Annotated in this window: 22 protein-coding genes and 1 tRNA gene; 11 read left to right on the top strand and 12 right to left on the bottom strand. The window is 34.7% G+C overall.

Annotated features, from left to right (window positions below):
- Positions 1 to 19: 19 nt before the first annotated feature.
- From murA to B2Z27_RS02260, 3 genes are all read right to left on the bottom strand, one after another.
- Positions 20 to 1327, bottom strand: coding sequence for a UDP-N-acetylglucosamine 1-carboxyvinyltransferase (gene murA, locus B2Z27_RS02270; RefSeq protein ID WP_058102548.1), 1308 nt, complete (start codon positions 1325 to 1327; stop codon positions 20 to 22).
- 15 nt (positions 1328 to 1342) lie between these two features.
- Positions 1343 to 1996 (bottom strand): DUF4290 domain-containing protein, encoded by a 654-nt coding sequence (locus B2Z27_RS02265; RefSeq protein WP_058102547.1) that lies wholly within the window; start codon positions 1994 to 1996, stop codon positions 1343 to 1345.
- Between the two features lie 81 nt (positions 1997 to 2077).
- Complete coding sequence (locus B2Z27_RS02260) at positions 2078 to 2365, bottom strand: DUF493 family protein (RefSeq protein ID WP_058102546.1); 288 nt, start codon at positions 2363 to 2365, stop codon at positions 2078 to 2080.
- A gap of 87 nt (positions 2366 to 2452) precedes the next feature.
- Here B2Z27_RS02260 and B2Z27_RS02255 point away from each other — a divergent pair, with 87 nt between their 5' ends.
- The 5 genes from B2Z27_RS02255 (at position 2453) to B2Z27_RS02235 (ending at position 6978) form a co-directional block, all read left to right on the top strand.
- Positions 2453 to 3022 carry an ATP-binding protein gene (locus B2Z27_RS02255; protein WP_286812404.1) on the top strand — a complete coding sequence of 190 codons (570 nt, stop codon included), beginning with the start codon at positions 2453 to 2455 and terminating at the stop codon, positions 3020 to 3022.
- The gene (locus B2Z27_RS02250) at positions 3015 to 4910 is read left to right on the top strand and encodes a RecQ family ATP-dependent DNA helicase (RefSeq protein WP_286812403.1); all 1896 of its coding nucleotides are present in this window, start codon (positions 3015 to 3017) and stop codon (positions 4908 to 4910) included. Before B2Z27_RS02255 ends, B2Z27_RS02250 begins: the two co-directional genes overlap by 8 nt.
- 1 nt (position 4911) lies before the next feature.
- Positions 4912 to 5859, top strand: coding sequence for a methionyl-tRNA formyltransferase (fmt, locus tag B2Z27_RS02245; RefSeq protein WP_286812402.1), 948 nt, complete (start codon positions 4912 to 4914; stop codon positions 5857 to 5859).
- Positions 5860 to 6029: 170 nt separating this feature from the next.
- Complete coding sequence (locus B2Z27_RS02240) at positions 6030 to 6305, top strand: HU family DNA-binding protein (protein ID WP_257786218.1); 276 nt, start codon at positions 6030 to 6032, stop codon at positions 6303 to 6305.
- A 112-nt stretch (positions 6306 to 6417) separates the two neighbouring features.
- A complete protein-coding gene (locus B2Z27_RS02235; RefSeq protein ID WP_058102541.1) occupies positions 6418 to 6978 on the top strand; it encodes a YqgE/AlgH family protein in 561 nt (186 codons plus the stop codon).
- On the opposite strand, the gene B2Z27_RS02230 is transcribed toward B2Z27_RS02235, so the two are convergent.
- Both B2Z27_RS02230 and B2Z27_RS02225 read right to left on the bottom strand, forming a co-directional pair.
- Positions 6975 to 7832 carry an aminotransferase class IV gene (locus B2Z27_RS02230; RefSeq protein WP_286812401.1) on the bottom strand — a complete coding sequence of 286 codons (858 nt, stop codon included), beginning with the start codon at positions 7830 to 7832 and terminating at the stop codon, positions 6975 to 6977. The two genes, B2Z27_RS02235 and B2Z27_RS02230, sit on opposite strands and share 4 nt — an antisense overlap.
- A gap of 51 nt (positions 7833 to 7883) precedes the next feature.
- Positions 7884 to 8267: an START-like domain-containing protein gene (locus B2Z27_RS02225; protein WP_058104221.1), complete on the bottom strand. Its 384-nt coding sequence runs from the start codon at positions 8265 to 8267 to the stop codon at positions 7884 to 7886.
- A 138-nt stretch (positions 8268 to 8405) separates the two neighbouring features.
- Here B2Z27_RS02225 and B2Z27_RS02220 point away from each other — a divergent pair.
- A tRNA-Met gene (locus B2Z27_RS02220) sits at positions 8406 to 8479 on the top strand.
- Between the two features lie 446 nt (positions 8480 to 8925).
- Complete coding sequence (locus B2Z27_RS02215; protein WP_286812400.1) at positions 8926 to 9417, top strand: DUF1572 family protein; 492 nt, start codon at positions 8926 to 8928, stop codon at positions 9415 to 9417.
- Positions 9418 to 9457: 40 nt separating this feature from the next.
- On the opposite strand, the gene B2Z27_RS02210 is transcribed toward B2Z27_RS02215, so the two are convergent.
- Positions 9458 to 9943, bottom strand: coding sequence for an Lrp/AsnC family transcriptional regulator (locus B2Z27_RS02210; protein ID WP_286812399.1), 486 nt, complete (start codon positions 9941 to 9943; stop codon positions 9458 to 9460).
- Positions 9944 to 10079: 136 nt separating this feature from the next.
- Between B2Z27_RS02210 and B2Z27_RS02205 the strand changes: the two genes are divergently transcribed.
- The 4 genes from B2Z27_RS02205 (at position 10080) to B2Z27_RS02190 (ending at position 13270) form a co-directional block, all read left to right on the top strand.
- On the top strand, positions 10080 to 11126 hold the full coding sequence (locus B2Z27_RS02205) for a DUF1852 domain-containing protein (RefSeq protein ID WP_286812398.1): 1047 nt from the start codon (positions 10080 to 10082) through the stop codon (positions 11124 to 11126).
- A gap of 10 nt (positions 11127 to 11136) precedes the next feature.
- Entirely contained in the window at positions 11137 to 12165 is a 1029-nt protein-coding gene (locus B2Z27_RS02200; protein ID WP_286812397.1) for a methionine synthase, read from the top strand.
- Between the two features lie 90 nt (positions 12166 to 12255).
- Positions 12256 to 13086 carry a sulfite exporter TauE/SafE family protein gene (locus tag B2Z27_RS02195; protein ID WP_286812396.1) on the top strand — a complete coding sequence of 277 codons (831 nt, stop codon included), beginning with the start codon at positions 12256 to 12258 and terminating at the stop codon, positions 13084 to 13086.
- A 22-nt stretch (positions 13087 to 13108) separates the two neighbouring features.
- The gene (locus B2Z27_RS02190) at positions 13109 to 13270 is read left to right on the top strand and encodes a hypothetical protein (RefSeq protein ID WP_286812395.1); all 162 of its coding nucleotides are present in this window, start codon (positions 13109 to 13111) and stop codon (positions 13268 to 13270) included.
- 3 nt (positions 13271 to 13273) lie between these two features.
- Here the strand turns inward: B2Z27_RS02190 and B2Z27_RS02185 are convergent, their stop codons facing one another.
- The 6 genes from B2Z27_RS02185 to B2Z27_RS02160 form a co-directional block, all read right to left on the bottom strand.
- Positions 13274 to 14065: an aspartate dehydrogenase domain-containing protein gene (locus B2Z27_RS02185; protein ID WP_286812394.1), complete on the bottom strand. Its 792-nt coding sequence runs from the start codon at positions 14063 to 14065 to the stop codon at positions 13274 to 13276.
- Positions 14066 to 14134: 69 nt separating this feature from the next.
- Entirely contained in the window at positions 14135 to 15580 is a 1446-nt protein-coding gene (locus tag B2Z27_RS02180) for an SLC13 family permease (protein ID WP_286812393.1), read from the bottom strand.
- Between the two features lies 1 nt (position 15581).
- Positions 15582 to 16394, bottom strand: a complete 813-nt coding sequence (locus B2Z27_RS02175) for an aspartate/glutamate racemase family protein (RefSeq protein WP_286812392.1) — start codon at positions 16392 to 16394, stop codon at positions 15582 to 15584.
- 36 nt (positions 16395 to 16430) lie between these two features.
- A complete protein-coding gene (locus tag B2Z27_RS02170; protein WP_286812391.1) occupies positions 16431 to 17321 on the bottom strand; it encodes a BPSS1187 family protein in 891 nt (296 codons plus the stop codon).
- 15 nt (positions 17322 to 17336) lie between these two features.
- Positions 17337 to 18203, bottom strand: a complete 867-nt coding sequence (locus tag B2Z27_RS02165) for a creatininase family protein (protein WP_286812390.1) — start codon at positions 18201 to 18203, stop codon at positions 17337 to 17339.
- A 49-nt stretch (positions 18204 to 18252) separates the two neighbouring features.
- Positions 18253 to 19194 carry an MBL fold metallo-hydrolase gene (locus B2Z27_RS02160; RefSeq protein WP_286812389.1) on the bottom strand — a complete coding sequence of 314 codons (942 nt, stop codon included), beginning with the start codon at positions 19192 to 19194 and terminating at the stop codon, positions 18253 to 18255.
- Positions 19195 to 19205: the final 11 nt, after the last annotated feature.

The following is a 19205-nucleotide window of genomic DNA, read 5'->3' as shown; positions in this document are numbered from 1 at the left end:
TTATTTTATAATTAAAGTATTACACTCTAACAATTTTAGCACCAATAGCGCGTAGTCTTTCATCTATATTTTCATAACCACGATCTATCTGTTCAATATTATGAATGGTAGACGTTCCTTTAGCGGATAATGCTGCAATTAACAAAGAAACACCTGCTCTAATATCTGGCGAGGTCATTGTGGTCGCCTTTAATGTAGATTGAAAATCATGACCAATAACAGTAGCCCTATGTGGATCACAAAGAATAACCTTTGCCCCCATATCCAATAACTTATCTACAAAGAACAAACGGCTTTCAAACATCTTTTGATGAATCAATACCTCTCCCCTAGATTGTGTGGCAACTACCAAAATAATACTCAATAAATCTGGAGTTAATCCCGGCCAAGGCGCATCTGCAATGGTTAAAATAGATCCATCTATATAATTTTGAATTTCGTAGCCATCTTTATGCTCAGGAATGTAAATATCATCTCCCTTTCTTTCTAAGGTGATACCTAGTTTACCAAATACCGTAGGTATTTGCCCTAAATCATCCCAACTTACATCTTTAATGGTCAATTCACTTTTAGTCATTGCCGCCAAACCGATCCAACTACCAATTTCGATCATATCGGGCAACATGCGGTGATCTGTACCTCCTAATTTTTCAACTCCATCAATAACCAATAGATTGGAACCAACGCCTGTAATTTTAGCGCCCATTCTATTTAGCATTTTACAAAGTTGCTGTAAATAAGGCTCACATGCTGCATTGTAAATAGTTGTTTGACCTTCTGCCAAGACAGCTGCCATTACAATATTTGCAGTTCCGGTTACAGAAGCTTCATCTAACAACATATAGGTACCTTTCAGCTTATCTGCTTCAACACCATAGAAATATTCCTCCTTGTTGTAGCGAAATTTTGCACCAAGCTTAATAAAGCCTTCAAAATGGGTATCTAAACGTCTACGTCCAATTTTGTCACCACCTGGTTTAGGAATATATCCTTTTCCAAAACGCGCCAATAATGGGCCTACCAACATAATAGATCCCCTTAAACCTCTACCATCTTGCTTGAACTGATCAGATTGTAAATAATCTAAATTAACATCGTCTGCCTTAAATGTATAGGAGCCTTTGCCTTTCTTCTGAATTTTTACACCTAGATCTTCTAAAAGTGCAATGAGTTTATTTACATCAACGATATCCGGTATATTGTTGATCGTTACTTTTTCATCTGTAAGTAGTACAGCGCAAAGTATTTGAAGTGCTTCGTTCTTTGCACCTTGAGGTGTTATTTCACCAGATAACTGGTGCCCTCCTTCAATTTTGAATGTCCCCATCTAGAGAAGTGGAAATTAATAGCGTTTTTTACCGCGGTTATTATTTCTTTGATTTTTTTTATTTGAACTGGACCTAGGGTTTTTGGCTACTCTATTCTTCAAAAACTGACCACTATCCGTTAAGCTTTCACCTGTTGAAGCCAAGTCTATACGACCATCACTCAACTCAAATAAATGCTTAAATATAGCTTTGTCGTCAACAACGTCTTTGTTCCAGTTTAAATAGCATTTTTTCATATGGTTGGCAATTGCATACTCTAAACCAGAGCGTTTATCACCTTTCTCCCACTCTACAGCTACATCTATCATTCGTTTTATGTTGTTGCCATAAAACCTGTATTTAGGAAAATTCTGTGGATACTCTAATGCATCGGGTCTTTGTTTCAATACCTCTTTTGAAGTAATTGGAAAAGGTGAGTCCACATCCAATTTAAAATCAGACATGATAAAAAGTTGATCCCAAAGTTTATGTTGAAAATCTGGCACATCACGTAAATGTGGTTGCAGATTTCCCATTACACTTATAATTGCCTGGGCTACTTTATTTCTTTCTTCGCGATCTTCAATGGATACTGCATGATCTACCATTTTTTGAAAATGACGACCGTATTCAGGTATGATCAAATGAGGACGCTCCGTATTATATTCTAGGTTTTCTACTAATTGCAAATTGAAAATTTTAGCTTATTGTGTTTGAGAAGTGTTCTAATAACGATGCCAAATTAATAAAATTATAGATGAAATGCTATTTTATAAGGAGATTACCCCTCCTATTTCACCAACTTCTTTATATTTTTCTATAACCTGATCAGGTCCGTTTAAATTAACGGTAATAGAAACACTGGTATATTTTCCATTTTTGGATTTCTTTAAGTTGATGACAGCTCCCATATTATCAAAAATTGCTTCGATCTGGTCTATTTTACCTGTAGCGGTTTCAACAATGAACTTGTAAAGATAATTAGACGGCCATTTAGAAGTTTCTGTAAGCTGCTCTCTTAATTTTTTATAAAATTCCTCTGGATTCTTTTCGTCCATAACTCATATTTTAAGCAAAGATAAGTCTAATACACCAGTTTTTTAATACTAGCGGTTTATGTACTTTTGCGTTTATAATATAAGAGTTTGAAAAGCAAAAGAATTGTTGTCACAGGAGGACCTGGGACTGGAAAAACTGTATTGATATCATCCCTAGAAAATAATGGCTACCATTGTTTTCATGAAGTTATAAGAACCATGACTTTAGATGCATTGGGCGATGTTTCATTAGAAGATCAATTGGTCAACCCTATTGATTTTGTTAAAGATGCCAAGAGCTTTAACGATGAGTTGATCAATGCTCGCTTAAAGCATTTTGAGAACGGTAACAACATAAATGAGGAACACGTGTTCTACGATCGTGGATTACCTGACGTTATTGCATATATGAACTATTTTGGGCAATCTCCTGAGCCACGTTATGCCGATTTATGTTCAAAAAACAGGTATGACGAAGTGTTAATACTACCACCATGGAAAGAAATCTATGTACAGGATAATGAAAGAATGGAAAATTTTGAGCAAGCTTGTGGTATTCATGAACAATTGGAAAACACGTACATACAATTAGGGTACAAACCTGTTGAAGTTCCTTTTGGAACCATTGAAAATAGATTGCAATTTGTAATAGACCATATAAACGGCGCTAGTGAATAATACCCCAAAAGAAATCTTATCCAAATACTGGGGTTTTGATAGTTTTAGGGGCTCTCAAGAAGAAATCATCAATGCCATAATCAATGGTCAAGATGTACTAGGTCTACTGCCCACTGGTGGTGGAAAATCTATTTGTTTTCAGGTTCCTGCGTTATCAAAAGAAGGCATTTGCATTGTAATATCGCCGCTTATCGCTTTAATTGAAAACCAAGTAAACAATCTTCAATCATCAGGCATTAAAGCCATAGGTCTAAAAGGCGGACTTAAATTCAACGAGATCGATAAACTATTGGATAATTGCATTTATGGTAATTACAAATTCCTATACCTATCACCGGAACGCCTACAACAAGAATTAGTACAAGAGCGTATAAAAGGCATGAACGTTTCTATGTATGTTATTGATGAAGCTCACTGTATATCACAATGGGGACATGATTTTAGACCCGCCTATTTAAGTTGCTCCATTTTAAGGGAATTACACCCTACTCCTCCAATGGTAGCTTTGACCGCAACGGCTACAAAAAGAGTAAGTGAAGATATTATCAGTTCATTAGAACTTACTTACCCTTTAATCATAAAGGATTCATTTTTTAGAAAAAATATTGGGCTAGAAGTTCAGTTTACCGAAGATAAAAGAGGGTTTTTAAAACAACACTGCCAAAAAGTACGGCATAGTGCCATAATTTACGTTAGAAGTAGAAGAATGGCGGAAGAATTGTCTAAGTTCCTGGTGAACAACAACCTTAGTGCTACTTTTTACCATGGCGGTGTAGATCAGGCAAAAAAAACAGAACGATTGAATTTTTGGCTTAAGAACAAGTACAAAATTATGGTCGCCACCAATGCCTTTGGTATGGGCATAGACAAACCAGACGTAGAATTGGTTATACATTATCAAATTCCCGATAGTTTAGAAAATTACTTTCAAGAGGCTGGTAGAGCCGGTAGAAATGGGGAGTTTTCAAAAGCAATAATACTGACCAATACAACTGATAAAGTTCTGGTAAAAAGGCAGTTTATTGAAATTCTACCTAGTGTTGCCCAGGTGAAGTTGATCTATAAAAAACTAAATACTTTCTTTCAAATTGGATTTGGCGAATTCACCGAAGCAAAATTTCATCTTAATTTCAATAAATTCTGTAGCATTTATAAGCTCAATACCTTTGTTACTTATAACACCTTACAGTTATTGGACAGAAATTCGGTTATTTCACTTTCTGAAAACTTTTCAAAAAAAATTACCATTAAATTTATAACAGACAAGGACACCCTTTATAGATATATAGATAAGAACAACAGACTGGGTGATTTTATAAAAACTATACTTAGAACCTATGGTGGGTTATTTGAATTTGACACACATATTAACACCTATGTATTATCCAAAAAAACAGCTCTACCAGAAAAAATGATCCATCAAAATTTTGAACAATTGGCAAAAGATGAGATTATAGATTACACAAGCGCATCTAGCGATTTAGAAATGTTTTTCTTGGTACCAAGAGATGATGACAGGACTATAAATGTATTTGCAAAAAATATTGAAGAACAAAACCAACTTAAAATAGCAAAAGTTGATGCTATGCTTACTTACATTGAAAATGATACTATGTGTAGAAGCATACAGCTCTTACATTATTTTGGAGAACAACAAGAACAACCCTGCGGAATATGTGATGTTTGCGTTAGTCAGTCAACAGGAAACACACCTATTGTTCACGCCAAAATAAAAATCATCCAAATATTAAAAGAGAAAAATGCAGGTTCACGAGAATTACAATATAAACTCAATACCACTCAAGAGATAACCATTGCAGCAATACAAGAGCTCTTGGAGGATAATTATATTACATTAAACAACATTAACGAATACCAACTATTATAATATGGAAGCATTGAGAATTGTATTTATGGGAACACCGGACTTTGCCGTAGGCATTTTAGATAAATTGGTGAAAAATGAATATAATATTGTTGGCGTCATTACAGCACCGGACAGACCTGCGGGCAGAGGAAGAAAACTTAATCAATCTGCAGTTAAAAAATATGCCGTTGAAAATAATCTTAAAGTACTACAACCTACTAATCTAAAAGACGAAGATTTTTTAAATACTCTAAAATCGCTAAACGCCAATTTACAAATTGTTGTTGCTTTTAGAATGTTACCCAAAGTAGTTTGGAGTATGCCCGAATATGGCACATTTAACTTACATGCTTCACTATTGCCACAATACCGTGGTGCAGCCCCTATCAATTGGGCAATTATTAATGGAGAGACAAAAACAGGAGTTACCACATTTTTTATTGACGAAAAAATTGACACTGGTGAAATAATTATGCAAGACGAGGCAGTGATTGAAGAAACCGATAATGCCGAAGATTTACATGATAGGTTAATGCATTTAGGAGCAGACACCGTACTAAAAACCGTAGAACAAATTGAATCTGGGAATTTTACTACCCATGCGCAGCCTAATTTACCAAGTTTAAAAGATGCACATAAAATTCATAGGGAAACTTGTGAAATAAACTGGAACAATTCTGCCGTTGCCATATATAATTTCATCAGAGGTTTAAGTCCATACCCAGCGGCCTGGACCACACTTACCAATGGTGACCAAAATATCATCACAAAAATATATAAGGTAGAAACCCAAAACGAAACACATAACCTTACAGCGGGAACGCTAGTTTTTAATAAGAAAGAGATAAAAGTAGCCGTTAAAGAGGGATATATAAATCTACTAGAAATACAGTTACAGGGTAAGAAAAGAATGCAAGTAAAAGACCTGTTGAACGGCCTTAATTTGGAAAAAAATGCAAAAATGGGCTGAAGCCCCGTTATTATTGGGCTGAAAGAAACGTAGAAAAAAACCTACTTTATCAACAAACACGCTGAGTTATCAACAAAATAAGGGATTTCCGCCCGTTTTACTTGCGTTGCCCAGAAATCCATATAAATTTGTTAGTAGGTATAAATTATTTAATCACAATTAATTATCACATTATGAACAAAACAGAATTGATCGATGCAATGGCAGCTGACGCTGGCATCACAAAAGCTGCGGCAAAAAAGTCATTGGAATCTTTCTTGGGAAATGTTGAAAATTCTCTTAAAAAAGGAGATAGAGTTTCTTTAGTAGGTTTCGGTTCTTGGTCCGTATCTAAAAGAAATGCAAGAGAAGGTAGAAATCCATCAACTGGAAAAACTATCCAAATCGCTGCTAAAAATGTAGTTAAGTTTAAAGCAGGTGCTGATTTAGGTAAAGCTGTAAACTAATTTTACACTGATAAATTTATGAAAAGCGCCTTAAAAGGCGCTTTTTTTATTTCTATGTTTTTGATTTTTAAGAGGATTTGTCTTACTTTAGAAATATAATCATATCAAATTTATGATAGCTTTAAAGCCAACCAAAGGAAAATTACTAGTGGCCGAACCATCGTTAACCGGAGATGTTTCGTTTAACCGGTCTGTAGTTTTATTAGCAGAACACAGTACTGAGGGCTCTGTTGGCTTTATTTTAAATAAGCCATTAGAGTACCAAATCAATGAATTGGTTACTGAAATAGAATTACCTTTTCAAGTATATAATGGCGGTCCAGTAGAGCAAGACAACCTCTATTTTATACACAAGGTTCCGCATTTAATTGACAACAGTGTTGAGATTTCTGATGGTATATATTGGGGAGGAGATTTTGAAACCACTGTAGAATTGATCAATAAGGAAATTATATCAGAAGATGATATTCGATTCTTTTTAGGGTACTCGGGTTGGTCATCTTTACAACTGGACGAAGAGCTTACCTCAAAATCGTGGATAGTTGTAGAAAATGAACATGAAAGCAGAATCATTCAAAGGGCCGCAAAAGCCATTTGGAAAGAAAATATGATTCAATTAGGCGGTAATTATCTTTTATGGTCAAATGCTCCAGAGAACCCAAGTTTAAATTAACTCCCGGGACTCAAAGACATTCTTGCCGCAGCATTTAGTTTACCCAATAAACCTTTAGAAACGGTATTAACAAATTCCTTCTTTCTGTATTTGGTTATAGGTATAATTCCGTCAATTGCATTGACTATGAAAAGTTCGTCTGCTTTTTGTAACTCAAAAGGAGAAACACTGTCTTCCACAAACTCAAACTCTTTTAAATTAGAAATCAGTTCTACCAATTTTTTTCTAAGAATACCATTAGTACAACCATCGGTAATGGGCGGAGTTTTAACCTGACTACCTTTTACTACAAAAATATTGCCATTTATAGCCTCTATAACCTGCTTTCTCTCGTTAAGCAACAGACAATCCTGATAATCATTTTCGCGGGCGTAAATCGCAGCTACGACACTTAAAATTTTATTGTTGGTATCTAAGTTAGATAGCATTGTAGAATTTTTATAAAAGTCTTTAAAAAGTTCTACTTCATAAATGTTATTGTTCAATACAAAAAAAGGACTCTCTAACGTACTGCTGTTAATAAAATATGAAATACTATTATCAGAATCTAAATAATCTTCTTGACTATTTCTAAAAACGTTGAATTTAACCCGCTTTGCTTTTTTAAGGTCACTTTCAGAGAATATCTTAAGAATTTCAGCTTCCATGAACTCCATAGTAAAGTTCATTGGAATTTCCATTCTCAATATTCTCATGGACGACATTAGGCGTAAATAATGATCTTCTAAATAAATTATTTCACCGTTCACCACCCTTAACTCTTCAAAAACGGCATCACCCAGCTGCACTCCCCTATTCTTTTCATTTAGAAAAGATGAATTATCCTCTAGTAGTCCGCCATTAAAATTGAACATAAAAAAAGCCTTAAAAATTAAGGCTCAAAGATACTGTAAATAAGAATATTTTTAAGCTGAACCCAATACCTGTTTTAAATCGGATACTTGATTGGTCCAAAGCATTTTAGACTCGTCTATCTCATCTTCTTCGGCAAAGTCGGTTATAAACAATGAAACATCTTTTGTTATTTCATCAACTATTATCTTCATTTCAAAAAAGCTATCATCGTCTGCTTCTTCCCAAGCAAAACGTACAAACTCATCTGTTTTTCTTTTTAACAGTTTAGCCTCTTCTTCTGCCCCGTCCCAAATGAAGGTAAATTTTTCACCTCTAGAATTAACATTATCCGCAAACCATTCAGACAGTCCTGAAGGCGTTGCTAAGTACTGATATAACATTTGTGGTGAAGACTGAATTACAAACTCTATTTCAAATTTTATTTTATCGCTCATTGTCATGCTACTTTATGCCGAGCAATATATATATTTCTAAATGATAAAAAAATAAATGATCAGTATAATTTTTTTCATGAAGTTTTGTTGAAGAACAAATAAATTACCACTATATTTGCAGCCGTTTAAAAATAATATGGCGAGGTAGCTCAGTTGGTTAGAGCGTCGGATTCATAACCCGGAGGTCGGGGGATCGTGCCCCCCTCTCGCTACAATAGGTAAAATGTACCAAGACAACGGTTTAGTTCACAAATTGTCTACAAAACCAAATTTTTCAGTACCAAAAATCTACACTCCTAAATGTGATTTTTCAGAAAAACGGCACGTTTATTTTTCATTTTGAGACCAATTTATCATTGAAAGGAAAAAAACAGTGCCTGTGTATTGAGAAAGTCGACCATTAAAACGGAAATGATAAATATGACACAAAATTTACTAAAACACAGTTTTGTCACACGCCCAATTGAAGATGACAATAATATACCTCACAAGAAATTAGAATTAGGTCATAGTTAAACAAAACCAAATGAAATTTACAACCATGTGGCGGAAACCTACATTAAGGGTATAAAAATCGCTTATATTAGTTTCGCACACAAACATGCAAGTTTCTATATACAACCGCTTCGTAAGTAATTTGACCAAATTGACGTAATAAATGAAATCAACAATAACATTAGCCAATAGATTTAGAGAAATAATCCTCCATGGAACTTGGGTAGCGAATACTAATTATAAAGACCAATTAGAAAATTTGGATTGGAAAATTGCTGTATCAAAAATTGATTCTCTCAATACTATTGCACTATTAGCTCAACACGTACATTACTTCGTTTACGGAATCAAAAATGTATTTATTGGTGGAAATCTTGAAATAAGAGACAAACATAGTTTTGATTTTCCTGAAATAAGATCAAAAAGTCAATGGAAGTCCTTCTTAAGCAAATTCTGGGAAGATTCAGAACATCTAGCAAAATTAATAGCGCAATTACCTGAAGAAAAATTAAATCAAGAATTTGTGGATGTCAAATACGGAACCTATAAAAGAAATATTGATGGATTAATTGAACATAGTTACTATCATCTTGGACAAATTGTATTGATAAAGAAAATAATAGTAGCAAAGCAAGGCATAAAAAACAAACTCTAAACTTAGAGAATAGAATATTTACACTACAAAGTACTACTAATTATATAGGTACCGCATAACTGTTTTTTATAACTCCAATGACAAAAGTACTATGCGCACTCCCAATATTCTTTACCGACCCTAACTCGTTAATCACAAAAGATTGATAGTGTTTCATGTCCTCTACCATGATTTTTAATAAAAAATCATAGTCGCCCGAGATATTGTAACATTCTACCACTTCTTTAAGGGAAACAATATCTTTCACAAACTTATTTCCTATTTCTTTAGTGTGCTCCTTTAAGGTGATGTTACAGAATACAGTTAGTTGCTTACCAACTTTTTCAGCATTTACAATAGCTGTATACTTTTCAATTAGACCTTCCTTTTCAAATCTTTTAATCCTTTCATAAACAGGTGTAGGAGATAAATTTACTCGTGCTGCAATTTCCTTAGTTGTCAATTTAGCATTGTTCTGAAGTATTCTGAGCAACTTCAAATCAATGATATCCAGATTTTCTAAAGAATAATTATCTGTTTTTTTCATTTTCACAATATTCAAAAGATAAAATTGCTGCAATAATACAATAAAAAGATAAATCATCTAACTTTTATCATTTACTAAATTAATTCATCTTTTAATTTCAATTTTGTAAGACATAAAAACTACAAATTATCTTTAGATGAAATCGGTCGTATTAAAAAATTCAGAGGTCAACAAAAAGAAAGCAATTGAACACTCGCATAAAACCATTAATAATGATGTTGTATTCCAAATAAAGCGTACTAATTTCAACGAAAATTATATTCCGTCCAATAGTACTCGTACAACAACCAACTTTGCCAACTTGGCAAGAGGAGAAAATCGTCAAAAGAACTTACGTAGCACTATTCAAATGATCAACAATCGTTTCAATAGCTTAGCAAAATGGGATAACCCCAATTATGATAGATATTCCCTTGATTTAGAAATTATCTCGGTAGATATAGATATTGATGCAAGTGGCAAAACATTTCCATCCATAGAAGTATTAAGAACATATATTAACGACCACAAAACAGGTAAACGCATTGAAGGTATTGTTGGGAATAATTTTTCTTCTTATGTGCGAGATTATGATTTTAGCATTTTACTCTCTGAACATAATAAGGGCAAAAACAACAATGGCATTCCAGATAATTTTGGTGAATTACACGGCAATATATTTAAGTGCTTTGTAAACTCTGAAACCTATATAAAACACTTTTCAAAACCTCCTGTGATATGCTTAAGTGTATCAAGCAACAAAACATATCATCGTACTGGAAATCATCACCCCATATTAGGTTTTGAATACGAAGGCAATACGTCTTCATTAACAGAAGAATATTTTGACAAAATGGGATTAAAGGTTCGTTATTTTATGCCACCTAACAGCGTTGCTCCATTGGCTTTTTACTTCTTTGGTGACCTATTATCAGATTACACGAACCTTGAATTAATTAGTACTATAAGTACAATGGAAACCTTTCAAAAGATCTATAGGCCTGAAATTTATAACGCTAATGCTGTTGCAGGACTTTGTTATAATCCAAGTTTACATAATCAAGACCATTCTTTAACAAATATTGCATACGACAGAGAAGAGCGAACTAGGTTAGGAATAGAGCAAGGTAAATTTGCCGAAGAGCATTTTATAAAGCCTTATAAAAACATCCTAGAACAATGGTCTGCTAACTTCACTATTTAATTATTTTATTATGAAAAATGTATTACCGACATCCACTGTTGGAAGTTTACCAAAACCTTCTTGGCTTGCACCACCCGAAAAACTTTGGTCACCATGGAAACTAGAGGGTGATGAACTCATTGAAGGGAAACAAGATGCTTTACGCGTCTCTCTACATGAACAACAACTGGCAGAGATTGATATTATTAGTGATGGTGAGCAAACTCGTCAACATTTTGTAACTACTTTTATTGAGCATTTAAGTGGTGTAGATTTTAAAAATCGTAAAACGGTAAAAATTCGTAACCGTTATGATGCAAGTGTTCCTGTTGTTGTAGATGAAGTTACACGTCAAAAAGCAGTTTTTGTTGATGATGCCAAATTTCTGCGTAAACAGACCGATAAACGTATAAAATGGGCTTTACCAGGACCAATGACAATGGTAGACACATTGTACGACGCCCATTACCAAAGTCGAGAAAAATTGGCGTGGGAATTTGCGAAAGCACTCAACCAAGAAGCAAGAGAACTTCAAGATGCAGGGGTAGATATTATACAGTTTGATGAACCAGCATTCAATGTTTTCTTTGATGATGTAAATGATTGGGGAATGGCAACATTGGAAAGGGCTATTGAAGGTTTAAATTGCGAAACCGCAATACATATTTGCTACGGTTACGGAATAAAAGCGAACAATGATTGGAAAAAGACATTGGGTTCAGAGTGGCGACAATACGAAGAAATTTTCCCTAAAATTCAAAAGTCCAATATTGATATGGTTTCCTTGGAATGCCATAACTCACACGTACCTTTTCATCTAATGGAACTAATTCATGGTAAAAAAATAATGGTAGGTGCCATTGATGTGGCAACCAATACTATTGAAACACCAGAGGAAGTAGCTGATACACTGCGCAAAGCTCTTGAATTTGTGGCTATAGAAAACCTATATCCTAGCACAAACTGCGGTATGGCACCGCTTTCTAGAAATGTAGCACTAGGTAAGTTAAGCGCTTTAAGTGCGGGAGCTGAAATTATACGCAAAGAAGTTGGCTTTTAATTGGAAAATAGTATTCATTTATCGCTTAATTTTACCTTATGAAAGTCAAAATAGATACCTAAAAACTAATTGACTCATTACAAATTACTTATGGATATATTTATTCTTTATTATTTAGCTGCTGGTGCTTTTGCCGGTCTTTTAGCAGGCTTGTTTGGTATTGGCGGAGGTATGATAATTGTACCCGCCTTAATATACATTTTTAAAGCACAAGGCGTTCCTAGTGCTGCACTTACGCATGTGGGTATAGGTACATCTCTTGCTACTATAATTGTTACATCAATTAGTTCACTCCGTGCACACAATAGTAAAGGTGCCGTAAATTGGAACGTATGGAAACGCATGGCGCCAGGATTGGTAATTGGTTCCTTGACCGGGGCTGCAGTTGCCTCCGTTATTCATGGCGACTCCCTTCAGGTAATTATTGGTGTAGGTGCTTTTTTAGTAGGGTTAAAAATGTTGTTCATGAAAAATAAATCACTACAAGAAAATGACTTTAGCAAACTACCCTCACCTATTGGGCAAACCGGATTAGGTGGTTTTATAGGTGCTATTTCTGCTATTTTTGGTATTGGCGGTGGGTCATTAACCGTTCCCATATTAAGCTATTATGGTTTAAAAATTCAGCATGCGGTTGGTACATCTGCCGCATGTGGCCTACCTATTGCTTGTGCTGGAGCAATAGGATTTCTAGTTTTCGGTCAATTTATTGACCCCAATGTAAAACAAGATTTACCAAATGGCGTGTTAGGGTTTGTACACATGTACGCGTTTATATGTGTGAGTTTTGCTAGCTTTTTCACTGCAAGAATAGGCGCAAAACTTGCGCACAAATTACCTGGGGTAACACTGAAAAAAGCATTCGCCGTATTACTGTTAATTGTCGGGGTTAAACTAATTTTAAATTCTGATGTAATTTAATTCCCAAGGTCAACCCCTTTTCTTGGCATATTTAGCCGTAACAGATATCTCCAAGAAAATATTTCAATATACCTATAACAGAAAATTCGATGTATTTGTAATAGAGAAATACATTATCAATGACCATACTGGACCAAACATAGTTTTAAAAACAACATTCGGTAACGATAAAATAGCAACTTAAGAATTAATTGATTTTAACTGTAGCGTTCAAATTGCTTAGTACACTCACCACACTTTTAATGGCTAAAAAACTTGTTTTTGGGTTATTTGGGCTTGGTTTATTCTCGGTACGCGTATAAATTTTACCAAAACCACCTTCACAAGTAATCTCATGCATATTACTACTAGCATTGGGATCGGCAACAATCTCAATCATTAAGTTTTCACATTTAGATGCAAAATATAAACTAGCTGCGACATTAATATTTTTAGGAAATTCTTTTACCGCCTCACTTACCTTACCCTTCCAAATAGTTTGGCTAGTTTCTATTGAAGCCAAATCGATACTTGAGTTTTCAAAAAATGGAGCCCCTTCTAAACTTTTAGGATGTTTTGTTGTCCTTAACCCTATCGAGGTAATTTCATCATTTACAGCTTTAATAGCATCAAGACCTGCAATGGCACCAACAGGTAAAATAACCTCGCATTTCTTCAATTGTGACAAAGCCATTTTATTTTCATAAAGTCCACCTGTACTAATAACAATTAGCTTCTTGCCCGACTGATCTATTTCTGGAAATTTTAATAACTGAGTAACCACATCTTTTGTAGCACATTCAATAATAATATCAACATCGTTAATTAGATCTGCTGAAACTTCCTTTTTAAATTGAACAGGATGATTTTTAAAACCACATGTTTCTTTTGCAATCTCTTTACGAGAAACTATATATTTTAATTCGAAACTAGCGTTCGTAAAAATCCAATCTGCTAGATATTTACCTATGTTTCCAAAACCTATTAGGGCTATTTTCATATGCTTGATTTAATTGTAAAATGTATTATTCAGTTATTTGAAAACCTTTAAAACGTCTTTATATAAAGGTTATAGTGATAAATCCCAAACCATTGGCAAAACAATATAGACCACTACAGTTAGTATAAGTATAGATATAATATTTAACCAAAAGCCTTTTTTAACCATATCCTGCATTTCAAGATAACCAGAACCAAAAACTACAGCGTTGGGCGGTGTAGCCACAGGTAACATAAATGCACAAGATGCTGCTAAGGTTGCTGCAATCATTAAGTAATAAGGATGCACCCCTAAAACCGGCGCTAAGGATACCAGAACGGGCAAAAGAATTGCAGTGGTCGCAATATTAGAAGTTATCTCTGTCATGAAGTTTACTATTGAAATCAAGATCATTAGCAATAGAAAAAATGGTAAAACTTGCAAGGCAGATAACTTACTCCCAATCCAAAGTGCCAATCCGCTCGTATCAAAGCCCAAAGCCAATGTTAATCCCCCACCAAATAGTAATAATATTCCCCAAGGTAGTTTAACGGCATCTTGCCAATCCATTAGTCTTTTACCTTTCTCACGAGTGGGTAAAAGAAATAGAATTACCACTGTCATCATTGCTATTATCGTATCGTCCATCTTGGGTATAAAGCGTTGCAACAAAAATGAACGAGCAATCCACGCAAAAGCGGTCACGGCAAATACCACTAATACAGATTTCTCTTCATAACCCATTTTTCCCAAAGCTTTTAATCGCGCTGAAATTTCAGAACGCCCCCCAGGGAAATCTTTTTGTTTAAAGGTAAAAGCAAATCTGGTTAAGTAATACCAGCATAAGAAAAGTAGAATAATTGCGATAGGAAAACCTAAAACAAACCATTCTGAAAATGTAATTTCCTTACCAAAGGTAGTTTGCACAACTCCCGCCAATACCAAATTTGTAGGTGTACCGATCAATGTAGCAATACCACCAATAGATGCACTATAAGCAATAGCAAGCATCAGTGCTTTACCAAAGATTTTATTCTCATTTTTTTCAGTATCTGGGTTATCATTTAACTGATACACAATTGCCATAGCAATTGGTAAAATGATTACCGCTGCAGCAGTGTTAGAAATCCACATGGACAGAAATGCCGTTGCTAGCATAAAACCAAGTATGATATTGATAACATTGGTACCAATAAGATTGATAATGGTTAGTGCAATTCTCCTATGAAGGTTCCATTTTTCAATGGCTATGGCTAAAATAAATCCGCCCATATACAAGAAGATATATTTATGACCATAAGAAGTTGCCGTCTCGGTCAAACTTAAACCACCTGTTAACGGGAATAGTATTAAGGGTAATAATGCAGTTACATAAATAGGGATTGCTTCCGTTACCCACCATATAGCTACCCAAGCCACAGAGGCTAAAACAGCATTTGCCTCTTTTGACAAATCCTCTGGATGAAATAAAAATAAAATTAAAAAGAAAACTAATGGTCCTAAAACACGACCGATATTCTGCTTAGAAAATTGCATATTATTTTTTTAAAATATAGTTCACACCTGCATCTGAATGAATCTTTGTTGTATTAAATACAGCGATATCCACATCTTCTGGAAAAATCATTAAAGGAAATTCGGTACAACCTAAAACCACACCATCCGCACCTTGCTCTTTGGCATTTTTAATGACTTCCATAACGTAATCTTTTGAAGATGGCACAATGTTGCCATAAGTAAGTTCCTCAATTATTATTCTATGTAACTCGTCTATCACCTTTTGATCTTCAGGCACCAATACTTCTATACCATTATCTTCAATTCTTTTAGTGATAAAGGTTTCTTCCATACTATATTTTGTACCTAAGAACAATACTTTTTTCACCTTCCTTTTATGAATCTCTTTAGCGGTAGCATCTGCAATATGAATAATTGGGAAATCAAGTTCCTGCTGAACTAAATCATATACCTTATGCGGTGTATTGGCGCAAAAAAGTACCGATTTTGCTCCTCCTCTATGTAAACTATTAGCAGCATTAACGAGCATATGAGCAATGGAGTCCCATTTGTTTTCTATTTGAAAACGATGAACCTCAGCCTGATTAAGTGTGTAAACCAACAATGGTGGATTGGTATTATTGCCATAATGATCATTCACAGACTGATTGATCATGCTATAATATTCTATGGTGGAATGCCAAGAAGTACCACCAATTAATCCTAATGTATTCATTTTAGCAGCTACCTTTTCTTTCATATCCGTTTTTATTACAACTTCTTTGTTTGCCTCTTTACACGACGTAAATAGTAATAGCAGTAAGCAGCAATATTGATATATTCTTTTATTCATGTATTTTAATTTTATCTCCAATTGATGCTTTTATAATTAATTACCTTTTCCAAGTAATGCTATCCACTGGTCTTTATAATCCAAATTTCGCACTCCGTTAGAATGTGCCCGCTTACCCTTAGGTACATCCAGATCAAAACCATAAATATGATCTTCTGGTATATTCATGGCTTTATAGGTTTTTTCTATAGTCTCCGCCATAGGTTCTTTTTTATGAAACGTTCCATAATAGCGGTCTACAGGAGTAACACTGGCAGTAGAATACCAATTTGCGATTTCATTTTTAGCGGAATAATCCCACCCACCAGAAAAATCGATTACTCTAGCTACCAAATGTATTTTTGCGATAAAGGCAGACATACCACCACCTTGAGATTGACCTGCCAAAGCTATTTCGCTCCATTTAGGCGAACCATTTTCTAAAAAACGGCTCCAATTACCTTGCTTATCATTTTCCGATAAATACATTAAAAGCTTGGTCAACCTATTTACAATGGCATCGTAAGATGCATCTTCAATAAGGGGAAATTCAGTATCACCATACACTCTCCAATTTCTAAAATCTGCTGCGCAGTTTGCATTAGCTTCTAGATTTTCACCTTTACAAATTCTTGCAATGGCAGGGGTATTTATATATGACATATTAATTACAGCATACCCTTGTTCAATAGCAGTAGCGAATAAATTCTTAGGTCCTTTTAACGCAATACCATTGGTGCCTGGAATAAAAAGTAACAATTTACCCTGTTCATTAGAAGGATTATAAGCTATAAAATGAGGGGTATCGGCTTTAGTTATTCTATTGTCCGTTTCAGAGGGTTTAATTTTCAAAACCACTTGCGGCTTTGGAAATAGAATACTGTCTTGAGCATTGGCATACACAAAACATAATAGCGTTAAAACGGGAAATAAGATTTTAATCTTCATAATAATTGTATGCTTTTATATAGTCTGTTGTGTTAACTCATTCCATTTATCAATAAAACCCCTACATGCAGCCACCATTTTTGAAACACGCTCTTCCCCTCTTTCTACCGTAGCTTGCTTAGGGTTTAATTCTCCCCAAACTCCGGTTTTTGTCATTTCTATGGTAGATGTTTTTTTACCTGTTTCTGCTGCTTTCAATGCTTCGGATAGAAATAACAACTTAGCAGTAGGTTCCTCTTTTATCACTTCTGGAAGCATTTTCTCAAGATGTTTTGGAAGTTTCATTCCTGGATCGGTAGCTCTTTCAATTTCTACCAAACTGGGCATTAAATACAAACTATCACATGTTTCACTAACACCAGCATGCCTATCTAGGGAAGTGGTGTTTTTAGTATTTTCCGGTTTAAGAAAAGGAGATACGGCTACACTAAAATCTACCGCAACAGCTGCCGTTTTTTGATTAATTTGATCTACAATAAAAGTGGTGATGGCTCTATTACCACCATGTGAGTTCATAAATATAAATCTCTTAAAACCGTTTTGCACCAAACTTTCAACCGTTTCCATATGTACTTTGACAATGGTCTCTGCACTTAAAGAAATTGTACCCGGAAAAGCCATATGGTATGGAGACTGACCAGCCATTAATACAGGCGCAACTAATACCTCACGCTCTTGGGCAATAAGCTTACAAAGTTCTACACCGTTTATAAAATCTGTACCAATAGGCAAATGGCTAGAATGTTGCTCTAAAGCACCAATAGGTATAATAACCATATCTGATTGCTCCAAAAAGCTTTCTACCTCTGGCACCGTCATATGTGGTAAGTAATTTTTAATCTTAGCCTCTTTCCATAACGGATTGGTTTGTGCTGCTGCCATTATATAGTTTTATTAATGCTTATCGATTATTGATTTTTTAAATATATTTCTATTGAATGGTAATGGTCTCTAAATGAACCGGCACTATAACTTTAGTTGCTGGCGAAACTGCTTTTACTTCATCAATAAATGGCATTACCTTTTTCTGAATTGGGTCTTCTTGCGAAGAACCGTATGGTACTCTAAAATTATCCCAATGTGAAGGAATTACTGTCTTTGGATATCCGGTTAGCTCTAACAGCCTTTCTGTATATTTATATATTTCCAATCGAGACAGATTAATACCCGGTATCAACACATCTGGCTTTAAACCAGCTACTTCTCGCTCTATAAAATTCATAGAACCAGAGGTAAGTATTTTGTGAGCATCAATACGTAACAAAAACATAAGAGACCCTCCTTCTATAAATTCCTCAACCGTTAAGGGAATTTTTAGTTCCTCTGGGTCTGAATATACTTTTGAATCAAAATAACGCTTATCTCCTAATGCCGAATGAATAGAAGGTATTACCCTAACTGAAAAATTATCGAATTGATAGTCTTCACCACCTTTAACCGTAATCAATTGTTTATCTGGGATACCATATGCCTTTAAAATAGTAGCCGTGGTTTCTGTACCAATAACCACTGCACCAGTCTTTTTAGCGATAAAAGGCACATCTGCTAAGTGATCCGTATGTGAATGATGCACTAAAATATAATCTGCCTTGGTAATAATTTTATTTATGGCAACAGTATCAGATTCATAAACGTCATCACCACTATAAATTTTACGATCATCACCTTCTGCATAAAAACGAGGATTACCTTTTAGTTTAAGCCTAGATATATAAGGGTCTACTAAAATAGTGAGACTATCATTTGAAATTTCCCATCCTGCAACGCCAAGATATTTTAAATTAAGTTCTTGCCCACAAACAAAATGTACACTTGAACACAAGCAGAAAAACAATAAAACTATTACTTTTCGTGAATTAGAAGTATTCTTCATATGGTTCTATA

This window comes from Maribacter sp. UBA3344, from assembly GCF_002362375.1.
GTDB lineage: Bacteria > Bacteroidota > Bacteroidia > Flavobacteriales > Flavobacteriaceae > Maribacter > Maribacter dokdonensis.
Note: the sequence above shows the minus strand (reverse complement) of the source record. Positions and strands in the feature narration are given on the sequence as shown.

Bases quoted from the DNA above. Each gene is read 5' to 3' on its own strand.
- murA (WP_058102548.1), bottom strand. From the start codon at position 1,327: ATGGGGACATTCAAAATTGAAGGAGGGCACCAGTTATCTGGTGAAATA.
- B2Z27_RS02260 (WP_058102546.1), bottom strand. From the start codon at position 2,365: ATGGACGAAAAGAATCCAGAGGAATTTTATAAAAAATTAAGAGAGCAG.
- fmt (WP_286812402.1), top strand. From the start codon at position 4,912: ATGGAAGCATTGAGAATTGTATTTATGGGAACACCGGACTTTGCCGTA.
- B2Z27_RS02235 (WP_058102541.1), top strand. From the start codon at position 6,418: ATGATAGCTTTAAAGCCAACCAAAGGAAAATTACTAGTGGCCGAACCA.
- B2Z27_RS02230 (WP_286812401.1), bottom strand. From the start codon at position 7,832: ATGTTCAATTTTAATGGCGGACTACTAGAGGATAATTCATCTTTTCTA.
- B2Z27_RS02225 (WP_058104221.1), bottom strand. From the start codon at position 8,267: ATGAGCGATAAAATAAAATTTGAAATAGAGTTTGTAATTCAGTCTTCA.
- B2Z27_RS02215 (WP_286812400.1), top strand. From the start codon at position 8,926: ATGAAATCAACAATAACATTAGCCAATAGATTTAGAGAAATAATCCTC.
- B2Z27_RS02210 (WP_286812399.1), bottom strand. From the start codon at position 9,943: ATGAAAAAAACAGATAATTATTCTTTAGAAAATCTGGATATCATTGAT.
- B2Z27_RS02205 (WP_286812398.1), top strand. From the start codon at position 10,080: ATGAAATCGGTCGTATTAAAAAATTCAGAGGTCAACAAAAAGAAAGCA.
- B2Z27_RS02200 (WP_286812397.1), top strand. From the start codon at position 11,137: ATGAAAAATGTATTACCGACATCCACTGTTGGAAGTTTACCAAAACCT.
- B2Z27_RS02195 (WP_286812396.1), top strand. From the start codon at position 12,256: ATGGATATATTTATTCTTTATTATTTAGCTGCTGGTGCTTTTGCCGGT.
- B2Z27_RS02185 (WP_286812394.1), bottom strand. From the start codon at position 14,065: ATGAAAATAGCCCTAATAGGTTTTGGAAACATAGGTAAATATCTAGCA.
- B2Z27_RS02180 (WP_286812393.1), bottom strand. From the start codon at position 15,580: ATGCAATTTTCTAAGCAGAATATCGGTCGTGTTTTAGGACCATTAGTT.
- B2Z27_RS02175 (WP_286812392.1), bottom strand. From the start codon at position 16,394: ATGAATAAAAGAATATATCAATATTGCTGCTTACTGCTATTACTATTT.
- B2Z27_RS02170 (WP_286812391.1), bottom strand. From the start codon at position 17,321: ATGAAGATTAAAATCTTATTTCCCGTTTTAACGCTATTATGTTTTGTG.
- B2Z27_RS02165 (WP_286812390.1), bottom strand. From the start codon at position 18,203: ATGGCAGCAGCACAAACCAATCCGTTATGGAAAGAGGCTAAGATTAAA.
- B2Z27_RS02160 (WP_286812389.1), bottom strand. From the start codon at position 19,194: ATGAAGAATACTTCTAATTCACGAAAAGTAATAGTTTTATTGTTTTTC.